Below are 22,453 nucleotides of genomic sequence, written 5' to 3'. Positions count from 1 at the left end.
GGGGCGGGATGCCCCGCGGATACCCTCCGGCCGTGATGCGCGCGTCGACCAGCCCACGATGGTGGCGTGCCGTAGGCCTGCTCATCACCCTGGCGCTGACCCCGGGCGCGCTCGCTTGCTCGGGCTGGGATGCGGCCACGGCACCCACCACGACCACTGCGCCGACCGACGACGCCTCGACCGCCCCCCACCCGGCCGACAGCGGTGGCTCGCCGCCGGCGATCGACACCGTGTCGGACATGCCACCGGTGGTCGATCCCGCGAACCTCTACAGCGAGACCGCGGCCGGCAAGCTGCAACCCTGGCTCGCCGAGGTCCCGCTGAGGGTCTACGTGCCGAACGGCCGTTCCAACGACGTGACGGTGATCGACGTCGCCACCAAGCAGGTCATCGGCACCTTCCCGGTTGACGCCGAGCCCCAGCACGTCGTGCCTTCGTACGACCTGCGGACGCTGTGGGTACTGAGCAACCAGGGCTACTCGCTCACCGCGATCGACCCGCCGAGCGGCGAGCCGGTCGCCACCCTGGCGGTCGAGGATCCCTACAACCTCTACTTCACCCCCGACGGGAGCGAAGCCATCGTGGTGGCCGAGGCGCTGCGGCGGCTGGACTTCCGCGACCCGCACACCATGGCGCTGCACCGCAGCCTCGAGGTACCCGACTGCGCGGGGATCAACCACATCGACTTCTCCATCGACGGCCGCTACCTGATCGCCACCTGTGAGTTCGCCGGACGCCTGGCGAAGATCGACCTGCTCGAGCGGCGGGTGGTGGGGATGCTGGAGCTCAGCGGCGGGGGGATGCCCCAGGACGTCCGAATCTCGCCCGACGGCAAGACCTTCTACGTGGCCGAGATGATGCGCAACGGCGTGTACCTGATCGACGCGGCCACCTTCACCGAGATCGGCTTCGTGGAGACGGGTGTCGGCGCGCACGGCCTGTACCCCAGCCGGGACGCGACGAAGCTCTACGTCATCAACCGGGGATCGAACCGGGTGCCCGGCCCGCCACGAGGGCCGGGGAGCGTGGCGGTGCTGGACCTCGCCACCAACCAGGTCGTCGACCGCTGGGAGGTGCCCGGCGGCGGCAGCCCCGACATGGGCAACCTGACGCCCGACGGCCGGGAGCTGTGGCTGGGTGGTCGCTACGACGACGAGGTCTACGTGTTCGACACCACCACCGGGGCGCTGGCGGGACGGATCCCGGTGGGGAAGGGCCCGCACGGGCTCACGGTGTGGCCCCAGCCGGGGCGCTACAGCCTGGGGCACACCGGCAACATGCGCTGACCCCGCCCTGGACTGGCTCGGCTCGACCATCACCAGCCGACCCCCACGCAGCCCGGTCCCCCTACCCCAGGTCGAAGCGAGCCCGGTACGCGCTGAACCGCTCCCGCACCTGCTCCGCCGCCAAGCCGAACCGGGCGAGGTCGTACTCGTGGCGGCCGAACCGCCCTTTGGGGTTGGCGGCCACGTACGCGTCCATCGCTGCGTGCGCCTCCGGGTCGAACGGCCAGCCCAACCAGCGGTACAGCTCGGAAGCCACGCCGATCGGGTCGGCCGCGAGCGCCCGGTAGTCGACGTCGTGGAACCGCTCCTCACCGGCGCGCGGGCGGAAGTCGACGAAGCGGTCGATCATCGTCGCCGCGAGGTCGAGCCATCGCTGCCCGATGTACGCGTCGAAGTCGTGGTCGGTGCCCAGACCGGTGAGCACCGACACCAGGCTGCACAGCGAGGCCACCACCTCGGTGGGGTCGCGGTGGGTGCACACGAAACGGGCGTCGGGGTACACCGTGTCCAGAGCATCGAGCGCCAGGTTGTGGCAAGGGGACTTGAGCACCCAGCGACCAGGCCAGGCCCACTGCAGCGTCTGCAGCATGGTTCGGTGCCACTCGTACGCGGGCACCATGTCGCAGCTCTGGTGCCACTCGCCATAGGCAGGCAGGTTGGCGAGGGTCTCGTAGTGGACGCTGCGGAAGTCCTGGCCGAGCACGGTCACACACTCGGTGGGGCCGTCGGCCGCCTCGTAGTGGATGGCCTTGAACTCGGGGGCCGACGTGTACAGGGCGTCCATCTCAGCCTGCGCGGCCGCCACCCGCGGGTCGCCCTCGACCGTGGCCGGGTCGGGTGGCGGGACCGCTGCGAAGGCCTCCCAACGCAGGAGCGAGCGATTCCGAGGATCGGCGTCGAGCAGGTAGCTGAGCAGCGTGGTGCCGGTACGGGGCAGGCCGAGGATGAACACGGGCTGCTCCACCGTGGACCGGGCAGCTTCGGGGTGGGTGCGGTGCCAGTCGACGACCCGGAGGCGGTTGGTGAGAGAGCTGCCGATCTGCGCGGCGAGGATCAGCTCGCCGACCTCGGTGAGCCGGGCGTCGCCGTTCGCGGAGTCGACGAGCACCGCCAGGCCTTCCTGCCAGGTCGGCGGGCCGAGATCGTCGAGCCCGGTGGCGGCGCACGCCGACTCCAGGAGCTCCTCGACGGCCAGCATCGCCGCAGCGTAGGGCGTCAGGTCCCTCGCTCGCGGCTGTCGCGCAGCAGCACCTCCTGGGCGATCGTGGCCGCGTGGGTGCCGTCCTCGGTGAACACGTGGCCGATAGCCAACCCCCGGCCACCCACGAAGGTGTGGCAGGTGAAGTCGTGCAGGTGCCAGCGATCGGCCCGGATCGGGCGGTGGAACCAGATGGTGTGGTCGAGGCTGGCGGTGAACAGGACCTGGTGCAGCACCTCCTCGGGCTCGCTGGCGAGCGGGTGGGCGCGCACGACGGCGTCGGTGGGCAGATCGTCGGAGAGGTAGGCCAGGGCGGCGCGGTGCAGGAGCTGGTCGCCGTCGAGCTCGTCGAGGACCCGCAGCCAGGCGGCGGCCCGGCCGGCACCGGAGCGCTCACCCGGGGCGATCCGCGAGGGGGGCACGAAGCGGCGCTCGAACACCGGGCTCCAGGAGCTGGGCTCCAGCTCGCCGGGCACCGGCAGCCCGGCCGGGAGCGACACCGTCTCGATGTCGTCACTGCGCTCGGCGGCCTGGAAGGAGGCCTCCAGGTTGAGGATGGCCCCGACGGCCTGACGAGCCACCACCCGGCGAGTGCAGAACGACCGGCCGTCGCGGATGCGGTCCACCTCGTAGCGCACCGGCTCGGTGTGGTCGCCGCGGCGGATGAAGTAGGCCCGCAGGGAGTGCACGTCGAAGTCCGCGGCGACGGTCGCCGCCGCGGCCCGCAACGCCTGTGCCACGATCTGACCGCCGTAGAGCCCTCCCCAGGGGTAGCGGGGGCCGGCCCCGACGAAGGTGTCTCGCCCGTGGTCCTCGAGGTCCAGGATGTCGGTGAGCTGCACGCCTAACTCCTGCGGTGACCCGTATCGGCCGGAGCCGGGTTCGCCGGGCACCCTAGGCGACTGCACGCCCCCCGCCGGAAACGCGAGGCTGGTGCGATGCGCACCACGCCGGCCGTTCCACGCCTGCCGGTCGGGCGCACGATGGTGCTCGCGACGACGTGGGTCGTTACCGTGGGTTCCTCCGCCGTGGTGCTCTCTTCGATCCTGGGCTTCACGTGGGGTCCTACGCACGCCGCCCTGCAGATGGTGTTGCCCTACTACGTGCTGGCGTCGTCGGCGGCGCTGGGGGTCGCGGTGTGGTTCGGCCGGCGCCGGCTGGCCGTGGTGGCCGGACTCACGACCGTGGCGGTGTGCACGATGATGGTCCCCCTCGCTGTGGGATCGAACGCAGCGGAGGGGTCGGGGGCGGCCACGCTCGACGTGTACGTAGCCAACCTCCGCTTCGACAACCCCACCCCTGAGCGCGCCGTCGACCAGGCCCTGGCGTCGGGCGCGGACGTGCTGGTCCTGATCGAGCTCACCCCGGCCTACGTCAAGCTGTTCCACCGACGCGGCGCGGACGAGCACTATCCGTTCCAAGAGCTGGACGCGGCCCGCGACACCTACGGCACGGGGATCTTCTCGCGCCTGCCGCTGCGGGAGGCCCGGGTGGAGAAGGTCGGTGGCATCGACATGCCCACCGGCGCGGTGCGGGTCGGCGATCGGGACGTGGAGGTCTGGGGAGTCCACGTGGGTGCCCCCACCGGCGAGGGTCAGGTGCAACGCTGGGAGTGGCGACTCGGCCAGCTCCGCCGGTTCGCGACCCGCCTCGACGGGCCGACGGTGATCGCGGGGGACTTCAACGCCGGTCGCTGGCATCCGGCATTCCGGTCACTGCTCGAGCGTGGCGTTCTCCGGGACGCCCACGAGGCGGTCGGTCGGGGGCTCAGCTCCTCGTGGCCGATGGAGGGTCAGGGGTTGCGAGCCCTCGGCCCCTTCACCCGGCTCGACCATGCCCTGTTGCACGAGGTCGATGTGGTGGGGGTGCGGGATCTGCCCGCCGCGGGCAGCGACCATCGCCCGTTCGTGGTCACCCTCGCGGTGAGCACCGACCCCTGAGACCCCGCAAACCGCGAACCGGCATGTCAAACGCGTGCCCCAGCACGCGATCCACCTGCCATTTCGATGGCGACCCGCGGCCCCTCCCACCTACCGGCATGTCAGACGCGTGCCCCAGCACGCGATCCACCTGCCATTTCGATGGCGACCCGCGGCCCCTCCCACCTACCGGCATGTCAGACGCGTGCCCCAGCACGCGTCTGACATGCCAGTTCGTGCGTACCGGGCCCCCATCCGGCGGATGAACTCGAGCGAGTAGGTCGCCCAGCGGTCGTCGAGCTCCGACAGCACCGGGATGGTGACCTCCTCGACCGTCTCGAGCTCGGCGCCGCGGGTGGCGTGCACGAAGCACTTGTTGAACGGCAGGTTCTGCACCCAGCGGGTGCGTTCCTCGCTGTAGACGATCTCGGGGAAGAAGTACGGGTCGCGCCACTCGGTGTACATGTCCGACACGGACAGGAACCCGTAGAAATCGTCGAAGCCGACGTGCTGGGGCTGGGACTCGACGTTCTCGCCCATGTGCCACTTGCCGACCGCCTGGGTCACGTAGCCGGCGTCGGACAGCAACTGCGCGAGGGTGATCTCACCGGCGAGCCCACCGGGCTCGCCGTACATCGGTGGGCGCAGCAGGCCGTGGCGCATCGGCAGGCGACCGGTCAGCAGCGACGCCCGCGACGGCGTGCAGGAGGGCTCGCTGTAGCAGGAGGTGAGCAGCAGGCCACGCCGAGCCAGCCGATCGATGTTCGGCGTGGGGGCCCCGACCGCCACCCCACCGCCTTAGCACCCGAAGTCACCCCAACCGACGTCGTCGAAGTAGATGAACACCACGTTGGGTCGCTTGCCGGTGGCGCCACGGTAGGCGTCGAGCCTGGCCGCCACCCGCGCCTCCTGGTCGGGCAGCACGAAGCGGGGTTCGAGGTGGTCGGCTTCGCGGACCGTCTCCGCGACGACGGGATCATGAGCCATGGGATCGGGTCCTTCCTGTTCGGTCGGCGCAGGTGGGGCCGGTGACCGGGGGGCCGGTGACCGGGGGCCGGGGCCGGCGCTCAGGATCGGGACCGCCGAAGACCGGGGTGGCGGCTGGCGAGCATGGGCACCAGCAGCTCCTTCGGGGTCAGGGAGGCGGCGAAGGCGACCACCCGGTTGGCGGTCCCGGGTATGGCCACGGTGCGGCCCCGGTCGAGGGCGTCGACACCGACCCGGGCCACCGCGTCGGCGCGCTCCCACATGAAGCTCGGCAGCGCGCTCTCATCCTCACCGGTGAAGCCGGCCACGTCGCTGAACTCGGTCTTCACCGGCCCGGGGCACAGGGCGGTGGCGGTGACGCCCGTGCCGCGCAGCTCGCCACTCAGGCTGCGGGTGTAGGAGAGGACGAACGCCTTGCCCGCCGCGTAGCCGGCCTGGCCGGGCAGCGGCTGGAAGGCCGCGGTGGAGGCCACGTTGAGCACCGCCCCCCGGCCCCGCTCCACCATCCCGGGGAGGAACCGGCTGCACAGATCGACCACCGCCACCACGTCGACCTCGACCATGTTGATCTCCGCCTCGGGGTCTGATCGGGCGACCGGGCCGACGGTCGAGAGCCCGGCGTTGTTGACCAGGATGTCGACCGTGACCCCCAGGGCGTCGATGCGCCCGGGGAGCTCGGCCCGTGCCGCCCGGTCGGCGAGGTCGGCGGGGAGCACCTCGGCTCGGACGCCCTGCTCACGCAGTTCGGCGGCGAGGGCGTCGAGTCGGTCGGCCCGGCGGGCGACGAGGGTGACCCCGTGGCCACGGCGGGCCAGATCACGGGCGATCTCGGCGCCGATGCCGGAGGAGGCGCCGGTGACCAGTGCGGTGCGATCAGGGGCGGGGGCGGGAAGGGTCATGCCGAGACGCTACCCACTCGAGCAGCGGGTCTCCCGGCCGAGTCACGGGCCGGTGGCAGGGTCTCCCGCGACCTCAGCTGGGCTCGATGAAGATGCACTCCCCGGGGCACTCCTCCGCCGCCTCGATGACCGCGTCGAGGTTGCCATCGGGGATGGCGACGATGCCCTGCGGGCCGCCGGGGTCCTTCTTGACCCCGCTTCCGTCCTTCACGTAAGCGAGGCCGTCGTCGAGCAGCACGAAGATGTCCGGCGCGATCTCCGCGCAGATGCCGTCACCGGTGCAGAGATCCTGGTCGATCCAGACGCTGTAGCTCATGGCTCCTCGCTGGTGGGAGAGGGCGGGTCGGACGATTGTGGTTCGCCCGGCACCGGGACCGCCAGCCGGCGATCGGGCCGCCGAGCCCGACGGTCGCGGGCGGGCCTTCGATGGGTGCCCGGGCGATGCGTACCCGGGCCGAGGTGACCGGACCGACCGGTCAGGTCGGGATCAACACATCGAGGGAACGGTCGCCGACCCCCGGAGAGGGTCGGCCGTGCGGACGACATCACAGATGTCGACCACGTCGTCGGGGGAGGGCTCGGTGATGGTGACCGGCTGGCCCAGGTCGAAGAAGTCGACGGTCATGGTCATGGTCATTCCAAGATCGGGCATGGCGCCGAGCCCTTCCGATCCGGGGCCTGTTCCCTCGAGGCCATCGAGCGCGCCGAACAGCGCGCCGAAGAGCTCGCCGAAGTCGTAGGTCATCGCGACCCGCCGGACGTACCCGTCGGCGTCGAGGTAGACGTCGACCGGGAACGTGACGTCCCGAAGCGCCTGGTCGACTTCCCCACCAACACCACCCAACAGCTGCTCCATGCGCTCCCGGTCAGCGCCGGATGCACCCAGCGCCCGACCGACCGATACCACCGCCTGCACGTGCGTGGTCTCGACCCCGTCGATGACCTCGGCGCCGACGGTGGTCAGATCGGCACCGACCCCACGCAGGTAGCCGAGGATGACGGAGGGATCGGTGAGCGGGTCGCCCATCGGGCCGGACAGACCGAGGTTGTCGAGCGCGCCGAGCCGGGAGCCGTCGACGCGGAGCCACTTGCCGGCGATGGACGGGTCGAGCACGCCCATCATGGGCATGCGCAGGTAGGCGACGTCGCCGGTCCTGACGACAGCCGTATCCGTGTTGACGAGATCGCCGAACACGCCCTGACCGCCAGCCACGCCCTCGAGGCCCTCGAGGAAGGGCATCTCGGTACGCATCGTGAGCGAGAAGAGCTGACGACCGTTGTCGTACGCACCCTCCCCGGACGTCGTGACCGACAGGGAACCCGGGACGGAGGTCGGCGCACCCACGGCAGACATGTCCATCGACATCGTGACCCGGAACCTGCCGGTCGTCGCAGCAGCGGTGCGGTCGGCAGCGGCGGCGAGCGCCACCGTGTCGAACGCCCGCCCGGCACCGCCGTGGCGCTCGGCGACCGCCGGCGAGTCCGGGTCGGCGTCGGTGTCCACCTGGACGTAGGTGCCTTCCTTGGTGGCACACGCGGCCAGTAGTAGGCCCGCCGCCAAGACGACCACACAGCGTCGCAACATGACCACACCGTACCCCGCGGGGCTGGTGACCATCCGGAGGGGCGCTGGCCGCCACGGCGCGTACCATGCCCGGTCGACGCCCGGGAGCGGCGCACCGCGCACTCCCGAGGACGTCATGCCCTCGTAGCTCAGGGGATAGAGCAACGGTTTCCTAAACCGTGTGTCGCAGGTTCGAATCCTGCCGGGGGCGCCACGTCGCAGTGTCGCAGGGAAGAGACGGCTCCTCTCGCCGGCATGGCGTCTCTCACGCCGGGCGCCCCCCGACGGCAGGGGCCACCGGGAGCCCTGCATCGCTCGCCAGTAGACCACTGACCATCCCGGAGATGCAACTGACCACGAGTCCATTTCAAGGTTGTCGCGCAACGCCGAGCACACGCAGATACGACTCTGGTTCTACGCAACGTCGGAGACCGCCTCGGCGAAGTACCGGGCGGCCGCCAATTGGTTCTCAGTGCGCTCGGTCGACAACGGCGGAAGGCCAGCGGCCATGAGAGCGCTCGCCACGGTCCGAGCCACGCTCTGACGCTGCTCGAGAAGTCGGACGACCTGACCGAGCGCAGTTGAGCCGGTGCCGCTGTGCTCCTTCGCCTCCGAGACTCGGCTGTGAAGGCTGTGCTCGCGACCACGGGAAGGTGTCGTTTCCACCGGCTGGCCGAACGCGCAGCACGGCAGCCGACAGACGAGCTGGCCGCGCAACGAAGGAACAGCCATCAGACGCGACCACTCCAGCGCTGAGACGGATCTGCCCGGATGCGGGACGGACACGCGACCGTCAGGGACCTTCGACGGGCGACTGCCATCCGCCCTCGGCTCCTGGTTCCTCACTTTGGACGCGCAGACGAACGATTCCCCTTCCCCGAGGCCGGGGCCGTCACGGGTCAGACAGCGCTCCACCGCCTTGTAGTTGCGGGCGTCCACGCGAGGGATGAAGCCGTGGCCGAGGTCCATGCCAGCTCCGATGCCGTTGTGCAGACGTTTCTGCGACATACTAGCTGACGAACATCCGTTGAATCACAGGACGGTAAGAAGGAGCGGCCGATGGCAACGATGAGCGGGGTGCTGGACGAGCTGATCGAAACGCACGTCATCGACGTTGGCGACGTCGCTCGGATCACTGGCGCGACTCCGAGGAGCGTCAGCCGCTGGGCCACCTCGAAAACCCACCCTCGGCGCGAGGCCGAGGATCGACTCCTCGAGTTGAAGGCCGTCGTCGACGTACTCCGCTCCGTTCTTCGGGACGAACCAGCTCGGCTGTGGCTTCGTAGCCCGAACCCAGATCTCGATTGGCGGAAGCCCTTGGAGCTGATCGCCGAAGGCGAGTACCACCGAGTCATCGCGTCGGTCCTCGCCATGGCCGAAGGCGTGACCGCATAGCTGCATGGACGTCGACCCGACTCGTGTCGCCGCGGCAAGGCTGTCGCCGTTCAGCGGTGAAGGCTGGCGCCACCTGAGCCCCCGCCTTGACCCGCTGAGCGGTGAGGGTGCCCGGCTGCATGGCGGTCGCTTCAACCCGGCCGGCAGCTTCCCCGTTCTCTACATCTGCCGCACACGTCCATGCGTGGTCGCCGAGTTCCAGCGCTTGGGCGAGCGGCAACCGATCGGCGTCGATGGGCTCTTGCCGCGCCATCTGTATCGCTACGACATCCGCCTCGATCGTGTGCTCGACCTCACGGACGCTGGCACGCGACACGAAGTCGGGATTGGTCTCGATGTGCTGACCGGTCCGGACTGGGCGACCTGCCAAGACCTCGGTGCGACTGCGCACACCCTCGGGATCCAGGCCGTCCTGTCGCCGTCTGCTGCCGGTGTCGACGACGTGCTCGCCGTCTTCGTCCAGCACATCGGGCTCGGGACCGTCGAGCCCACACTGGTCGAGGAGTGGCGCACCATCGACGATCTCGGCACCCCGTGATCCCCTCAGGCCGTCGGTCGCAGCAGGGACCCGAGACGCCCCGACACCAGAGCTCGTCGTGAAGCGAACGCTGCACGTAGGCGCGTTGTTCGGCACCCGCTTCGCGCGTGATGGCCCAGACACCTCGCGCATGGACACCATCGAAGGCTCGCACGATCTGCCCATCCCGAACCGAGGGCTCCGATGAGGGTCCTAGGCTGGGACGATGGCAAGACGAGGCCGGCACCGCAAGGGTGGCCGGGTCACCCCCAAGGGGACCCGGCCGCTGTCGTACCAACTGCGCCAGCCCGGCGAGACGGGCTGGCACGACCCGGAGCCCGACCTGCTGCGCAACGTGCGCCGCGCCGCCGCCGACGACGATCCACTGCCGCTGTTGGCGCTGGCCAGCTCGCTGCTCGGTGCTGTTGATCCTCGAGGGGTCGACCCGTTCGAGTCCCCCGAGCCCAGAGCCGATCACCTCACGCGCGACGAATTGATCCACTCGTTCCTGGAGGTCGACCGCCCGGAGACCTCCGTGCTCCTGGCCGCCATCGCCGCCCTGAGCACCGACGACGTCGAATCCCGGCGCATCACCCGGGTCCTCGACCAGCGAGGTCACCGGCTCCCGGCGTGGCTGACCACCATCGGCGACTCCCAGGCCTACCAGACCATCGAGATGGTGCACGTGCTCGGCGACGGCGACAACGTGGTCGTGGGGGTGCGGCTGCCGAGCGGCCACGAGCTCACCGCCGTGGTCTACATCGACCACAACCTGGGCACCATCGTGAAGGACGCGTTCGTGGTCCCCGAGCCCATCGGCGAGCTCACCGAGATGATGCGGGCCACGGCGAACGACCCGGACACGACCTTCTCGGAGATACCACTGGCCGACGCCAAGGCCCGCATCGTCGAGGCGATCGAGCTCGCCTCGATCACCTACCCGCCGTTCGAGAGCGACACCTGGCCAGCGTGCCGCGCCCTGGTGGAGTGGATGGCCGGCCTGCTGCCCGCCGGTGGCCGGGGCTACGAGCGGCCGGTGTGGACGGATGACGACCGCCAGGCCCTGACCGACCGGTTCTTCGCCTCACCGGTCGGCGCCCCCCTTGACGACCGGGATCGGCGGGATCTGCTCGACACCTTCCTGTGGTTCGGCTGCGACTACGGCCCCGGCGACCCGATGCGCTGGAGTCCCGTCGCGGTCGAGATCCTCCTCCTCGACTGGTTGCCCCGCAAGGTGATGGCCGGGCAGGCCTTCCTGGCGAAGGCGCCAGACCTGCTGCGGGCCTTCGTGCGCTTCTGCCATGCGGAGCGCGCCATCCCCTCCTACCTCACCGACCAGACGCTCGACGCCATCGACCGCTCGGAGCCCGAGTACCGCCGCGCCATCTGCTCCCGTCGCCCGCAGAGCCCCGCTGCCCTCCTCGCCGGCCTCGGCGCGTTCGACCCGGAAGAGCCCGGGGATCGCCCCGGTGACGAACCCTGGTACGAGGGCATCAGTGACACTGACCCCTGGGAGTACGACTCGTTCATGCGGGGGCTCCTCGAGCAGGCGGTCGGTGGACCCGAGGCACTCGACGCACTCGACGACGCCCCGCTGCCCGACGAGCCGTTCGACTGGTCCGGTATCGCCGAGGACGTCCACCAACGGGTGGCCGAGGTGCTCGCGGGATGCGACCGGTGCTGCGATGAGCTGCTCGACGTGGAGTACCGCACCGCGGCCCGGCGGGTGCTGGCTCGCATCGCCCGGCGGGGACCGGAGGTGTTCCGGCGCCGAGGGAGGGCGGACACCGCGGCGGCGGCCATCTGCTGGATCGTGGCCCGGGCCAACGGCCGATTCGACCAGCGGATGGGTGGTCTCACCCAGAAGGCGATGCTCGCGCACTTCGGACTCACGGGCAGCAGCTCCCAGCGGGCCGGCACCCTGCTCAAGGCGGGTGGCTTCCCCACCTCCACGTTCGACCTCACGCTCGGTTCACCCGACTACCTGGTCTCGACCCGCCGGCTGGGCATCATCGACATCCGCGACCAGCTCGGCGAGGGCCGCTGATCGCCACCGGCATCCCTGCCGTCCCCCGCCCAGCGCGGCCCGAGTGTCACCCCGACGAGCGATTACGCGCACCGGAAAGCCACCGAAGGTTCGCTCTCCCGTAGGCCGATGGAGGGCCGGATGTCAGCTTCGCCTGCGATGGTGCGCTCATGGCCGCACGGACGCCGACCCTGGTCCACGTCATCGGCACTCCGCGAGGAGGCACGCACATCGTGGGACGGGTGATCGGCGCACTGCCCGGCGCCCTCTACGGCGGGGAGCTCACCTCCCTGTGGCGGTCGCTGCGGCGGGACCCCGATCTGCGCTGCGCGTGCGGCGATCCCACCCGCGCCTGCCCGGTATGGGCAGACGCCACCGATCTCGCGCCGGCGGAGCTGGATCGCCTGCTCGCCCTCCAACGCCAGGTCGCTCCCTCCGACCGGAGCTGGCGGCGGGCCCGGGCAGTGCTCCGCCGGCTCGGCGCCGGTGACGAACCCACCGGCGCCGAAGCACGCTACCTCCGCCGCCTGGAGAGCCGGGTCCAGGTGCTGGCGTGGGCGAACGACGCCCGGCTGGTCGTCGACGTGTCGAAGAACCCCACCGACGCCGTGCTGACCTCGCTCGCGGGGACGATCGGCACGCTCGTGGTACACGTCGTGCGCGACCCCCGAGGGGTGGTCAACTCGGTGCGCCGGCGCGGGAGCGCCGGTCCCGACACCGACGCCCGGGTGGCTCTGGCCTGGCTGGCCCAGCACACGACGGTGGCCCGCATCGGCGACGCGATCGGTCCCCGCTACGTGCAGGTGGGCTACGAGGCGTTCTGCGCGGACCCCGAGACGGCCCTCGCCCCCGTGCTGGATCAGCTCGGGTTGGCGAACTCGGATTTCCCGGACACGGCGTCCCCCGACTGCCCGGTGTTCTTCCACAACCCCGCACCGGGCGTGCCGGGTGGACGCCAAGGTATACAGGTGCGACTCGACGACCGCTGGCGGCGGGAGTTACCCGCCGCCAGCCGTCTGATCGTGCGATCACTCACCTGGCCCTGGCGAGCCGGTGAGACCGAACAGCCGGAGCGCTCCGGTCAGCCTCCGCGATCCGGTCGGCTCACGCCTCCACCACCGCCACCGCGGCGCGCTCGAGCTCTGCCCGCACCTGCCTGACCGGCACTCCCCGCCCCAGGGCGTCCCCCGCGGCCCGCAGCAGCCCCACGACGAACGAGGACACCAACGCGGGATCCCGCCGGGCTCGCCCCCGGGCGCGAGCGCTGAGCGCCTCGGCCACGATCGGCTCCACCGTGGCGTACAGCCGTCGGTGCTCGGCCACGACCGCCTCGAACACCTCCGGCCGGAGATCACCGAGGTTCACCGCGATCCGGGTGAAGAGTTGGTGGTCGGGCTCCAGCAGGTAGTCGAGCTGGAGCCGCAGCCAGCGCCGGAGCCGCAGTGTGGGCGGCCCGGTGGAGCGGGCGATCGCCGCGCTGCGCTCCACGAGGGCGGCGTTCTCGCGCCGCAACCACGCCAGCAGGATGTGGTCCTTATCGGGGAAGTATCGGTACAGCGAGCTGCGAGCCAGCCCGACCCGCTCGGCGATGTCGGCCATGGTCACCGCGGCGAACCCCCGCTCCGCGAACAGCTCGGTCGCGGCCCGCACCACCGCCTCCTCCTGGTGCGCCACGTGCGCAGCGATGCTGGGCCCGGTGATGCGCGGCACGCCTCACCCCGCGTTGATGGCCACGTCGTGCAGCCGGTGATCGCGTAGCTCCAGGCGCCGGTCGGCGAGGTCGAGCTGGGCGGGGTCGTGGATCACCACCAGGGTGGCCACCTCGCGTAGGCGGGTCTCCTGCGCGAGCGCCTCCATGATCTGGCGGGAGCGTTCGGGGTCGAGCGCTGCGGTGGGCTCGTCGGCGAGCACCACCGCGGGTTGGCCCATCAGCGCCCGCCCGATGGCCACCCGCTGGCGCTCCCCACCCGACAGGTGCGAGGGCAGGTGGTGCAGGCGATCACCCAGACCGAGCTCCCCCAGCAGGTCCCGGGCCCGGCGCCGGGCGGCCCGGTCGAGCCGACCGTGGACGTGCGCCACCAGCTCGAGCTGCTCGACCGCGCGCAGGGAAGGGAACAGCTGCGCGCTCTGGTGCACGAAGGCCACGTGGTCCCGTCGCAGGCGGGTCCGCTGGCGGACCCCGAGCGCGGTGGTGGGTTGCCCGGCGACGGTCACCTCGCCGCGCGACGGGCGGCGCAACAGGCCGGCCACCGAGAGCAGGGTCGACTTCCCCGAGCCTGATCGGCCGGTGACCACCACCAGCTCGCCACGCTCCAGGCTCAGGTCGACCCCGTCGAGGATCGTGAGGGTCTCGTCGCCGTCACGCACCTCGACGCCCACACCGGACAGCTGCAGAGCGCTCGTCCCCATCGTCACGCCTCCACCGAGAGGGAGATGGCCGGGTCGATGCGGGTCAGCCGCCGCAACGCCACCAGGCTGCCCGCCATACCCGTCACCGCGAGAGCGAGGGACGACGCGCCGACCGAGCCGGCCGCCAGGCTGAACGGCACGTCCTCGCCCACCAGGCTGCCGAGACCAACGCCCACCAGCGTGCCCACCGCGATCGACGCCGCCAGCACCACCGCGAGCTGCCCCAGGGCGTCGCGCACGACGTACCAGTTGGAGGCCCCAATGGCCTTCAGCAGGCCGATCTGGCGGGTCCGCTGGACGGTCCACACGGTGAAGAACGCGCCCACCACCAGCGCGGAGATCACCAGGAGGAACCCCCGGATCAGGGTCATGGTCGCGGTCTCCGCGCTGTAGCCGGGCGAGCCGTTGAACGCTTGGGTCTTGGTGACCGTGTCGGTGCCGGCGGCGACGTCGAGGGCCGCGGCGTCGAACGGCCGGTCGGCCTGGAGAGCGATGGCGGAGAACCGCCCTCGTGGGTCCTGCCCGTAGACGAGGCTCTGCCACGTAGCCAGGCTGGTGTAGGCGATGGGCACGTGGCCGTAGGTGCCGCCGAAGGTGAAGCCCACCACCGGCAGCGACCGGTCGCTGCCGAGGATCTCGAGCCGGTCACCGAGTGCCATCTCGCCCTGCAACTCCTCGCTCAGCACCAGCCCCCCGTCGAGCGATGAGGCGTTCGGGTCGGCCTCGGCGGCCCCGGCGGATTCCTCGGCGAGGAAGCCGTGGGGGTCCACCCCGAAGAGAGCCAGGTCCACGCTGGTACCCGGGCTCGACGAGGCGTTCACGAACGACACCCCGATAGGCGTGGCCCGGAGATCGGGAACGTCTTCGAAGACCTGCAGGGCGTCGGGGCCCAGCACCGAGCGGCTGAAGGAGCTCTCCGCCCCGCGCTGGAACGCCAGGTGCGAGATCGGCAGTGCTCGCAAGCCGGAGATCCCGTCGTCGACCAGGCCGGTGGCGAGTCCCGACAGCAGGGTCGACAGGAGCGCCACCAGCGCGATGACCGAGCCGATCAGCACGAACCGCCCCCTGGCCACCCGCAGGTCCCGCAGTGCGAGGAACACCTGCACACCTCCTCGTTGTCGACGTGGTGTCGCCAACATATCGACGCTGTGTCGCCATCGACAACCCGCACCCCTCGACCCGCCCGTCGAGGATCGGGCGCGGCCGGTCAGGGCGTGTGCCCGGCGGCGCGTACCGCCCACCGTGGCGCGAGCGCGGCGAGGCCCACCAGCACGGCGATCAGGGCGTACAGCACCCAGCGTGTGGAAGCAAGAGAGGCCCAGTCGGCGAGTTCGCGAGCGTTGGTCAGCAGCAACAACCCACCCACTGCCAACCCCATCGCCCTCGCCGGGATGAACCGGATGGCCAGGGCGGCCACGGGGGCGGCGACGATCCCGCCCCCGAGCATGGCGAGGATCACGCCGAGATCGAGGCCCCCGCCACCGAGCGCGCCGAGCAGGGAGCCGGCCGAGACCGCTGCCACCGCGACCTCCGCGGTGTTCACCGAGCCCACGGCGAAGCGGGGCCGCAGACCCCGCTGCAGCAGGAACGGCGTGACCACCGGCCCCCAGGCGCCGATCAGGCCATTGGTCACCCCACCCGCCGCGGCGACGAGCCCGGTCCCGCGCTGGTCGAACGCCGGCACGCTCGGTGGGTCGTGGGCGTAGTCGTCCACACCCTCCCGCGGGGTGTCGGCATCCGGCAGCGGGCGGCTGAAGCGCAACAGGATCCGCAGCCCCACCACCACCAGCATCGAGGACAGGATCGGCCGGAGGGTCTTGCCGTCGATGTTGGCGAGCACCGTCACCCCGATCACCGCGCCCAGCGATCCGGCGACCGCCAGCCGGATCACCAGGCGGTGGTCGATGTTACGGAAGCGCCAGTGGGAGACCGCGGCGGCGAGCCCCGTCGCCACCTTGGCCAGGTTCACCGTGGTCGAGGTGGTGGCGGGGCTCAACCCCGCACCGAGCAGGATGGTCGACGACGTCGGGCCGAAGCCCATGCCGAGGGCGCCGTCCACGAACGACGCTGCGAATCCTGCCAGGGCGACGAACACCAGCTCGTGCATGGTCTCGCAGCTTAGGTATTTCCCACTATCTTGGTCAAGAAGATGGGCAAATGGCGGCGGGCCCTGCGGGATCCCCGGGAGTCGAGGGAACGCCCGGCGTCGGCGTTCAGCGTGCGGGAGACCGCAGTGGCCCCACCAGCGGGGTCGTCGACACCACGCCTGGCAGGCGATGGTGCACGAAGTCCCGAACCGCCCGGTAGACCCGTCGGCTCTGGTCCGCCCAGGGCATGAGGATCGGGAACACGTGGAACATCCCCTGTTCCTCCATCGCCACGTGATCGACTCCGGCCTCCGCCAGGCGTTCGACGAACCGGCGGATCGGGTCCCGAAACATCTCCTCGTCGCCCCAGGCGACGAAGGTGGGCGGGTAGCCGCGCAGGTTCGCGTTGACCGGTGAGACGAACTCGCTGCTGGCATCGAAGCCGTGCAGGTAGGCCGAGGTCGGGATGTTCCACGGCAGGACGTCGAACGACGCGTTCTCCGTGACCGAGGGCTCGTCGAGCTTCAGGTCCACCTCCGGCGAGAACAGGATCATCCCGCCGGGAACCTGCCCGATCGCCGACCGCACCAGTGTGAGCATGGCCGTGCTGGCCACGCCTCCGCCGCCCGAATCACCGGCGAGGAAGATGCGATCCGGTTCGATGCCGTCCGCGACCAACGCCTCGAGCACGCGAAGCGCGTCCTCCACGTCTGTCGGGAACGGGAACTCGGGTGCCAGCCGATAGTCGGCCACGAAGACCTCACATCCCGTCTCCCGGGCCAAGGTGGCGGTGAAGTACGCGTACATCCGAGGCGACGTGCCGATGTAGCCGCCGCCGTGGAGATAGAGGATGGTGGCGGGTGGCCGCCCGGCGCGGGGCCGGTACCAGATCCCGGGTACGCCACCGACGCTCGCCTCCTCGGTGTCGACGTCCAGGGCGCTGACCACCGGGGGCATGACCAGCCCGCACAACGAATCGAGCAGCAGCTCGATCGAGCGGAACTCCTCGATGGGCAACGACGACGAGTAGCCCATGAAGGTCCGGACCACCTCCCGGGTGACCGAGGCTCCGAGATTGCCCATGAGGGTGCCCGCACCCTGCCAGGGGCGACGGAAGGGCACCCGGGCCAGGGCGTTGATCGACTGTTGCGCCAGGCCCACCACGTCCACCAGCGCGATGGGGGCGGGAGCGGTGCGCACCTCGGGGCGATTCCCCATCACCATGCCCTCGCCAACCCCCTCGTCCGGCAGCGTCCGCAGTCTGGCATCTCGACCCGATCCGCGCTCCGCTCCCGCGTCGCTACCGACGGAGGGCCCCGGCAGGTGCGATGATGCTCCCGCTCACCGGAACCGAGGGGGGAACTATGGGGACGGATCGGAGGGCCCGCCGCGCGGTACCGGCCGCGCTCGTGCTGGCACTGCTGCTGGGCGTCGCGGCCTGTGGCGGCGGCTCGACGGACGGCACCACCACCGCCACCGCCGGGCCGGGAGCCGACGTCACGCTGCCCAGCGAGGGGCCACCGCGCTCGGGGGGGAACTTGCGCTTCGCGCTGGCCAGCGAGTCGGACGGCTGGAACCCCACCGTCAACCGCTGGGCCGGGGACGGCACCGAGGTGGGTCTCACGATCTTCGATCCCCTGGCCGCCTACGACGCGGAGGGCATGGCCGTGCCCTACCTCGCCGAGGCCTTCGTCCCCAACGCGGACTTCACCGAGTGGACGATCCGGTTGCGTCCCGGCGTGCGGTTCCACAACGGCCAACCCCTCGACGCCGGTGCCGTGATCCGGGCTATCGAAGGGCACCAGCAGTCACCGTTGACGCGCAACGCCATCGCGCCCGTGAGCGGGGTGTCCGCCCCCGACCCACTGACCGTCGTGGTCACCATGCGCGAGCCGTGGTCGTCGTTCCCGGTGGTGCTCACCGGGCAAGCCGGCGCGGTGCCCGCCCCCACCCAGCTCGACGACCCCGACTCGAGCCGCCACCCGGTCGGCACCGGCCCGTTCCGGTTCGTGTCGTGGACCCCGGACAAAGAGCTGGTGGTGGAGCGCAACCCGGACTACTGGCGCCGCGACGAGGCCGGCCAGCCGCTCCCCTACCTGGACCGGATCGTCTTCCGGCCCATCACCGACGACTCGCAGCGAGTCAACGCCTTGGAGACCGGCGATGTCGACATGATCTGGACCAGCGCCGCCACCTCGGTCAAGCGGCTCCGGGACCTGGCCAGCCAGGGGCGGATCCAGCTCGTCGAGCAGCACGGCCAGACCGAGGTGAGCTTCGTGATGTTGAACCTCGCCGCGCCGCCGTTCGACGACATCCACGCCCGCCGGGCCGTCGCCACCGCCACCGACGCCCGATCCTGGGTCGACGTGATCGCCGAGGGGGTGACCCAGCCCGCCTACACGCTGTTCCGGCCTGGCTCGAGGTGGTACAGCGACATCCGGCTCCCAGCCTTCGACCTCGAGAGCGCACGGGCCGAGGTCGCCGCCTACCAGGAAGCCACCGGCCAACCGCTCTCGTTCACGCTCTCGGTCGGGGCGACCTCGACCGCCAGGCAACAGGGCGAGTTCCTCAAGGCCGCTTGGGAGCAGGTGGGCATGCGGGTCGACATCAAGCAGGTGGAGGCCTCCACCTACATCCTCGACGGCGTGCTCGGGAACTACCAGGCCATCCTGTGGGCCCAGTTCGGCTCCCCCGACCCGGACTACGAGCAGGTCTGGTGGCTCTCGGAGACCTCCGCGCCGGTGGGCTCGATCAGCCTGAACTTCCCCCGCCACGAGGACCCGGCCACCGACGCCGCGCTGGCCCGGGCTCGCTCGACCCAGGACGTCGACGAGCGGAAGGCAGCGTACGAGGAGGTGCAGCGCCGCTTCGCCGAGGACATCCCCTACGTCTGGCTCGACTACTCGCAACCCGTGGTCGGGGCGTCGACCAGCGTGCGGGGGATCACCAACGGCCCGCTCCCCGACGGGCAGCCCTCCTGGCCTATGGGCGGCCCGGGAAGCTTCTCGATGGTCACCCGCCTGACCCAGACCTGGCTGACCGGCTGACCGGTTGACCGCCTGACCGGCCCCTCCCGCGACGGCCACGCCCGCGGCTCATCGCCGCTCAGAGACGATCGACGATCGCGGCCGCGAACTCGCTGGTCTTGACCTCGGTGGCCCCCTCCATGAGGCGGGCGAAGTCGTAGGTGACGATCTTCTCGGAGATGGTCTGCTCCATGGCGGCCACGATGTCGGCTGCCGCATCGCCCCAGCCGAGGTGCTCGAACATCATCACCCCGGAGAGGATCACCGAACCGGGGTTGACCTTGTCCTGGCCCGCGTACTTGGGGGCGGTGCCGTGTGTGGCCTCGAAGATGCCGTGGCCGGTGACGTAGTTGATGTTGCCGCCGGGCGCGATGCCGATGCCGCCGACTTGTGCGGCCAGTGCATCGGAGAGGTAGTCGCCGTTGAGGTTCATGGTGGCGATGACGTCGAACTCGTCCGGTCGGGTCAGCACCTGCTGGAGGGTGATGTCCGCGATGGCGTCCTTGACCAGGATGCGATCGCCGGGGTTGCCCCCGCAGTCGTCCCAGCCCACGGCCACGTCGGCGAACTCCTCGCGAGTGAGCTCGTAGCCCCAGTTGCGGAAGGCGCCCTCGGTGAACTTCATGATGTTGCCCTTGTGCACCAGGGTCACGCTCTTGCGGCCCCGGTCGACCGCGTACTGGATGGCGGCCCGGATCAGACGCTTCGACCCGCTCTCGGACACCGGCTTGATGCCCACCCCCGAGTCGGGCTTGATGGTCCACCCGAAGGCGTCGTGGAGCAGGTCGATGAGCTTGGTGGCCTCGGGCGTGCCGGCCTTCACCTCCAGGCCGGCGTAGATGTCCTCGGTGTTCTCCCGGAAGATCACCATGTCCACCAGGTCGGGACGCTTCACCGGCGAGGGCACGCCCTCGAACCAGCGCACCGGTCGCAGGCACACGTAGAGGTCGAGGATCTGGCGCAGTGCCACGTTGAGGCTGCGGAAGCCCTCGCCCACCGGGGTGGTCAGCGGACCCTTGATGCCGATGAGGTACTCCTGGAAGACCTCCACCGTCTCCTGGGGCAACCAGTCACCCGTCTCGTTGAAGGCCTTCTCGCCCGCCAGCACCTCCTTCCACTCGATGCGGCGCCCGTGCTTGGCCGCCGCCGCGTCGAAGACGGCCTGGGCGGCGGGCCAGATGTCGACACCGGTGCCGTCACCCTCGATGAAGGGGATGATCGGGTGGTCGGAGACGTTGAGCGAACCGTCGGCGTTCTGGGTGATCTTGTCGGCCATGGGCCGAGGCTACCGGCGGCAGCGCCGACGGGGCAAGACAAGTTCAAGACAAGTGTCGGCGCCCAGGCCCGGTGCGGCCCGTCGACCGACCCCTCGTGAACCGGGGCGGGTCAGGGCTGCTCGGCGCTCCCCGCGACGAGGCCCAGGTTGGCGTAGATCTCGCGGGTGGCGCGGGAGCGGTTCAGTGTGTAGAAGTGCACGCCCGGCACGCCCTCCTCCAGCAGCCGCTGGCACAGGTCGGTGGCGATCTCCACCCCGATGGCACGCACCGCGGCCGGATCGTCGGCGACGGCCTCGAAGCGGGCCGCGAGATGCCGGGGGAACTCGGCCCCGGCGAGCTGGGCGAAGCGCTCCACCTGCTTCGCGTTCGTCACCGGGATCACCCCGGGGATCACCGGCTTCGAGCATCCCAGGGCGTCGAGCTCGTCGATCATGCGCAGGTACGGGTCGGGCTCGAAGAAGAACTGGGTGATGGCGAAGTCGGCCAGGGCCAGCTTCTCGGCCAGGTGCCGACGGTCGCTCTCCCGGTCCGGCGAGCGGGGATGCAGCTCGGGGTGTGCGGCGACCCCGATGGAGAAGTCGTCGTGCTCCCTGATCAGCTCGACGAGCTCATAGGCGTAGCGCAGGTCATGGGGGTAATCGTCCACGCCCGCCGGTGGGTCGCCGGCCAGCGCCAGCAGGTTCCGGATCCCGGCCTGGTGGTACTCCGAGATGATCTGCGAGAGCTGCTCGCGGGTGTGCGCGATGCACGTGAGATGCGCCATCGCGGTCATCGTCGTCTCCCGTTCGATGTGCACGACGATGTCGCGGGTGCGATCGCGGGTCGATCCACCCGCGCCGTAGGTGACCGAGACGAAGGACGGATGCAGGGGCTCGAGCTCGCGGAGCGTCTTCTCCAGCTCGCGGGCGGCTTCGTCGGTCTTCGGGGGGAAGAACTCGAACGAGAAGGTGCGGCCGGCCGCCAGCAGGTCCCGGATGTACGTCACGAACGAGAGGCTAGGTGGTCAGGGGACGATGCGACGAAGCATCGTCTGGGTCGAGGTGGCGACCAGCCGGCCACCCGACCACAGGTCGGTCTCCGCGTAGACGTGACCCGATCCCACCCACCTGGCCCGGATGTCGGTGAGCACCCATTCCGCAGGAACCGGCTCGAGGAAGCTGATCGACAGGTCGAGGGAGAGGAAGAACATCGGCATCTCCCCGGGGCGGCCCTTCACCCACACCGCCGGACCCGGCAGGTCCGCGAAGGGCAGCAGCCCCAAGGGGTCGATGGAACCGTCCGGGCACCGAGGAGTCTCGAGGTAGCGGTTCCAGCGGACGTGGCGCGCCGGCTGGTCGGGCGTCCAGCCCTCGACCCACGGCACCATGCCGATCACCGAGCGGACGTCGAGGTGGTCGAACAGCGGCGGCGGGGGGATCGGGCCGCCGTGAGCGGGCACGCCGAAGCCGCTCTCGCTCGAGAGCTGCTCGGGCGGCGGCACGTCGGGGTGCCGGGCGTCCAGCCAGGCCGGGGACTTCCCGTCCGCGGTGAACACCACGGTCAGGTCGATGGCGGCGTGGTCCTGCTGCACGCAGGTGCCGGTGACACGCACGTGCGCGCTGCGCTTGCCCTGCCGCAGCGAGACCACGTCGAAGAGCAGGTCGTTGCTCGGCGGGGCGAGGAACACCGCGTGCGCCAGGCGCATCGCCAGCTCCGGCCGGTCGGTGGCCTCCCGAGCGGCGCGGAGACCGGCGGCCACCAGCATGCCGCCGTGCACCCCGCCCGGTGTCGACCAGGTGGGAGGGATGTGGGCGTCGAACCGGCCCGGGAAGCCCGGCGATGGGGTGACCGCGGTGGCAGCGGCGAAGGACTCGGGCATCGGCG

The 22,453-nt window shown here is 70.8% G+C and carries 23 protein-coding genes and 1 tRNA gene; 8 read left to right on the top strand and 16 right to left on the bottom strand.

What is annotated here, in order from left to right:
• The first annotated feature begins 35 nt into the window (after window positions 1-35).
• The gene (locus tag HZF19_RS00485; protein WP_208026758.1) at window positions 36-1,286 is read left to right on the top strand and encodes a YncE family protein; all 1,251 of its coding nucleotides are present in this window, start codon (window positions 36-38) and stop codon (window positions 1,284-1,286) included.
• Between the two features lie 61 nt (window positions 1,287-1,347).
• Here HZF19_RS00485 and HZF19_RS00480 read toward each other — a convergent pair whose 3' ends face one another.
• The gene (locus HZF19_RS00480; protein WP_208026757.1) at window positions 1,348-2,484 is read right to left on the bottom strand and encodes a sulfotransferase family protein; all 1,137 of its coding nucleotides are present in this window, start codon (window positions 2,482-2,484) and stop codon (window positions 1,348-1,350) included.
• Between the two features lie 17 nt (window positions 2,485-2,501).
• Window positions 2,502-3,326: an acyl-CoA thioesterase gene (locus tag HZF19_RS00475; protein WP_307781105.1), complete on the bottom strand. Its 825-nt coding sequence runs from the start codon at window positions 3,324-3,326 to the stop codon at window positions 2,502-2,504.
• 96 nt (window positions 3,327-3,422) lie between these two features.
• Here HZF19_RS00475 and HZF19_RS00470 point away from each other — a divergent pair, with 96 nt between their 5' ends.
• Window positions 3,423-4,424 carry an endonuclease/exonuclease/phosphatase family protein gene (locus HZF19_RS00470; RefSeq protein ID WP_208026756.1) on the top strand — a complete coding sequence of 334 codons (1,002 nt, stop codon included), beginning with the start codon at window positions 3,423-3,425 and terminating at the stop codon, window positions 4,422-4,424.
• Between the two features lie 165 nt (window positions 4,425-4,589).
• On the opposite strand, the gene HZF19_RS00465 is transcribed toward HZF19_RS00470, so the two are convergent.
• The 5 genes from HZF19_RS00465 to HZF19_RS00445 form a co-directional block, all read right to left on the bottom strand.
• The gene (locus tag HZF19_RS00465) at window positions 4,590-5,192 is read right to left on the bottom strand and encodes a sulfatase-like hydrolase/transferase (protein WP_208026755.1); all 603 of its coding nucleotides are present in this window, start codon (window positions 5,190-5,192) and stop codon (window positions 4,590-4,592) included.
• 9 nt (window positions 5,193-5,201) lie between these two features.
• A complete protein-coding gene (locus HZF19_RS00460) occupies window positions 5,202-5,390 on the bottom strand; it encodes a hypothetical protein (protein ID WP_208026754.1) in 189 nt (62 codons plus the stop codon).
• Between the two features lie 80 nt (window positions 5,391-5,470).
• Entirely contained in the window at window positions 5,471-6,289 is an 819-nt protein-coding gene (locus HZF19_RS00455; protein WP_208026753.1) for an SDR family NAD(P)-dependent oxidoreductase, read from the bottom strand.
• Window positions 6,290-6,362: 73 nt separating this feature from the next.
• Complete coding sequence (locus tag HZF19_RS00450) at window positions 6,363-6,605, bottom strand: ferredoxin (RefSeq protein ID WP_208026752.1); 243 nt, start codon at window positions 6,603-6,605, stop codon at window positions 6,363-6,365.
• 171 nt (window positions 6,606-6,776) lie between these two features.
• Complete coding sequence (locus HZF19_RS00445; protein ID WP_208026751.1) at window positions 6,777-7,874, bottom strand: SCO4651 family lipoprotein; 1,098 nt, start codon at window positions 7,872-7,874, stop codon at window positions 6,777-6,779.
• Window positions 7,875-7,991: 117 nt separating this feature from the next.
• Between HZF19_RS00445 and HZF19_RS00440 the strand changes: the two genes are divergently transcribed.
• A tRNA-Arg gene (locus HZF19_RS00440) sits at window positions 7,992-8,067 on the top strand.
• Between the two features lie 200 nt (window positions 8,068-8,267).
• Here HZF19_RS00440 and HZF19_RS00435 read toward each other — a convergent pair.
• Window positions 8,268-8,822 carry a hypothetical protein gene (locus tag HZF19_RS00435; RefSeq protein WP_208026750.1) on the bottom strand — a complete coding sequence of 185 codons (555 nt, stop codon included), beginning with the start codon at window positions 8,820-8,822 and terminating at the stop codon, window positions 8,268-8,270.
• Between the two features lie 108 nt (window positions 8,823-8,930).
• Here HZF19_RS00435 and HZF19_RS00430 point away from each other — a divergent pair, with 108 nt between their 5' ends.
• The 4 genes from HZF19_RS00430 to HZF19_RS00415 all read left to right on the top strand — a co-directional run bounded on the left by HZF19_RS00430 (window position 8,931) and on the right by HZF19_RS00415 (window position 12,951).
• Window positions 8,931-9,248: an antitoxin Xre/MbcA/ParS toxin-binding domain-containing protein gene (locus tag HZF19_RS00430; protein ID WP_208026749.1), complete on the top strand. Its 318-nt coding sequence runs from the start codon at window positions 8,931-8,933 to the stop codon at window positions 9,246-9,248.
• Window positions 9,249-9,252: 4 nt separating this feature from the next.
• The gene (locus HZF19_RS00425; RefSeq protein WP_208026748.1) at window positions 9,253-9,786 is read left to right on the top strand and encodes an RES family NAD+ phosphorylase; all 534 of its coding nucleotides are present in this window, start codon (window positions 9,253-9,255) and stop codon (window positions 9,784-9,786) included.
• Between the two features lie 205 nt (window positions 9,787-9,991).
• Window positions 9,992-11,812, top strand: a complete 1,821-nt coding sequence (locus HZF19_RS00420) for a DUF6398 domain-containing protein (protein ID WP_208026747.1) — start codon at window positions 9,992-9,994, stop codon at window positions 11,810-11,812.
• A gap of 149 nt (window positions 11,813-11,961) precedes the next feature.
• Window positions 11,962-12,951, top strand: coding sequence for a sulfotransferase (locus tag HZF19_RS00415; protein WP_208026746.1), 990 nt, complete (start codon window positions 11,962-11,964; stop codon window positions 12,949-12,951).
• On the opposite strand, the gene HZF19_RS00410 is transcribed toward HZF19_RS00415, so the two are convergent.
• The 5 genes from HZF19_RS00410 to HZF19_RS00390 all read right to left on the bottom strand — a co-directional run bounded on the left by HZF19_RS00410 (window position 12,896) and on the right by HZF19_RS00390 (window position 17,511).
• On the bottom strand, window positions 12,896-13,501 hold the full coding sequence (locus HZF19_RS00410) for a TetR/AcrR family transcriptional regulator (protein WP_208026745.1): 606 nt from the start codon (window positions 13,499-13,501) through the stop codon (window positions 12,896-12,898). The two genes, HZF19_RS00415 and HZF19_RS00410, sit on opposite strands and share 56 nt — an antisense overlap.
• 3 nt (window positions 13,502-13,504) lie before the next feature.
• Complete coding sequence (locus HZF19_RS00405; RefSeq protein WP_208026744.1) at window positions 13,505-14,200, bottom strand: ABC transporter ATP-binding protein; 696 nt, start codon at window positions 14,198-14,200, stop codon at window positions 13,505-13,507.
• Window positions 14,201-14,202: 2 nt separating this feature from the next.
• Complete coding sequence (locus HZF19_RS17005; protein WP_208026743.1) at window positions 14,203-15,306, bottom strand: ABC transporter permease; 1,104 nt, start codon at window positions 15,304-15,306, stop codon at window positions 14,203-14,205.
• Between the two features lie 101 nt (window positions 15,307-15,407).
• Entirely contained in the window at window positions 15,408-16,307 is a 900-nt protein-coding gene (locus HZF19_RS00395) for a sulfite exporter TauE/SafE family protein (RefSeq protein WP_208026742.1), read from the bottom strand.
• 106 nt (window positions 16,308-16,413) lie between these two features.
• On the bottom strand, window positions 16,414-17,511 hold the full coding sequence (locus HZF19_RS00390; protein WP_372443421.1) for an alpha/beta hydrolase: 1,098 nt from the start codon (window positions 17,509-17,511) through the stop codon (window positions 16,414-16,416).
• Window positions 17,512-17,651: 140 nt separating this feature from the next.
• Between HZF19_RS00390 and HZF19_RS00385 the strand changes: the two genes are divergently transcribed.
• Window positions 17,652-19,334, top strand: a complete 1,683-nt coding sequence (locus HZF19_RS00385; RefSeq protein ID WP_208026740.1) for an ABC transporter substrate-binding protein — start codon at window positions 17,652-17,654, stop codon at window positions 19,332-19,334.
• Window positions 19,335-19,392: 58 nt separating this feature from the next.
• Here HZF19_RS00385 and icd read toward each other — a convergent pair whose 3' ends face one another.
• The 3 genes from icd to HZF19_RS00370 all read right to left on the bottom strand — a co-directional run bounded on the left by icd (window position 19,393) and on the right by HZF19_RS00370 (window position 22,448).
• Complete coding sequence (gene icd / locus HZF19_RS00380; RefSeq protein ID WP_208026739.1) at window positions 19,393-20,589, bottom strand: NADP-dependent isocitrate dehydrogenase; 1,197 nt, start codon at window positions 20,587-20,589, stop codon at window positions 19,393-19,395.
• Window positions 20,590-20,699: 110 nt separating this feature from the next.
• On the bottom strand, window positions 20,700-21,575 hold the full coding sequence (metF, locus tag HZF19_RS00375; protein WP_208026738.1) for a methylenetetrahydrofolate reductase [NAD(P)H]: 876 nt from the start codon (window positions 21,573-21,575) through the stop codon (window positions 20,700-20,702).
• Between the two features lie 18 nt (window positions 21,576-21,593).
• Entirely contained in the window at window positions 21,594-22,448 is an 855-nt protein-coding gene (locus HZF19_RS00370; protein ID WP_208026737.1) for an acyl-CoA thioesterase, read from the bottom strand.
• Window positions 22,449-22,453 lie beyond the last annotated feature (5 nt).

Origin of the sequence: Rhabdothermincola sediminis, from assembly GCF_014805525.1 — a bacterium.
In the GTDB taxonomy this organism is placed as follows: Bacteria; Actinomycetota; Acidimicrobiia; order Acidimicrobiales; family Acidimicrobilacustridaceae; genus Rhabdothermincola; species Rhabdothermincola sediminis.
The sequence above is the reverse complement of the archived record's forward strand: the minus strand, read 5'-3'. Positions and strand labels throughout refer to the sequence as shown.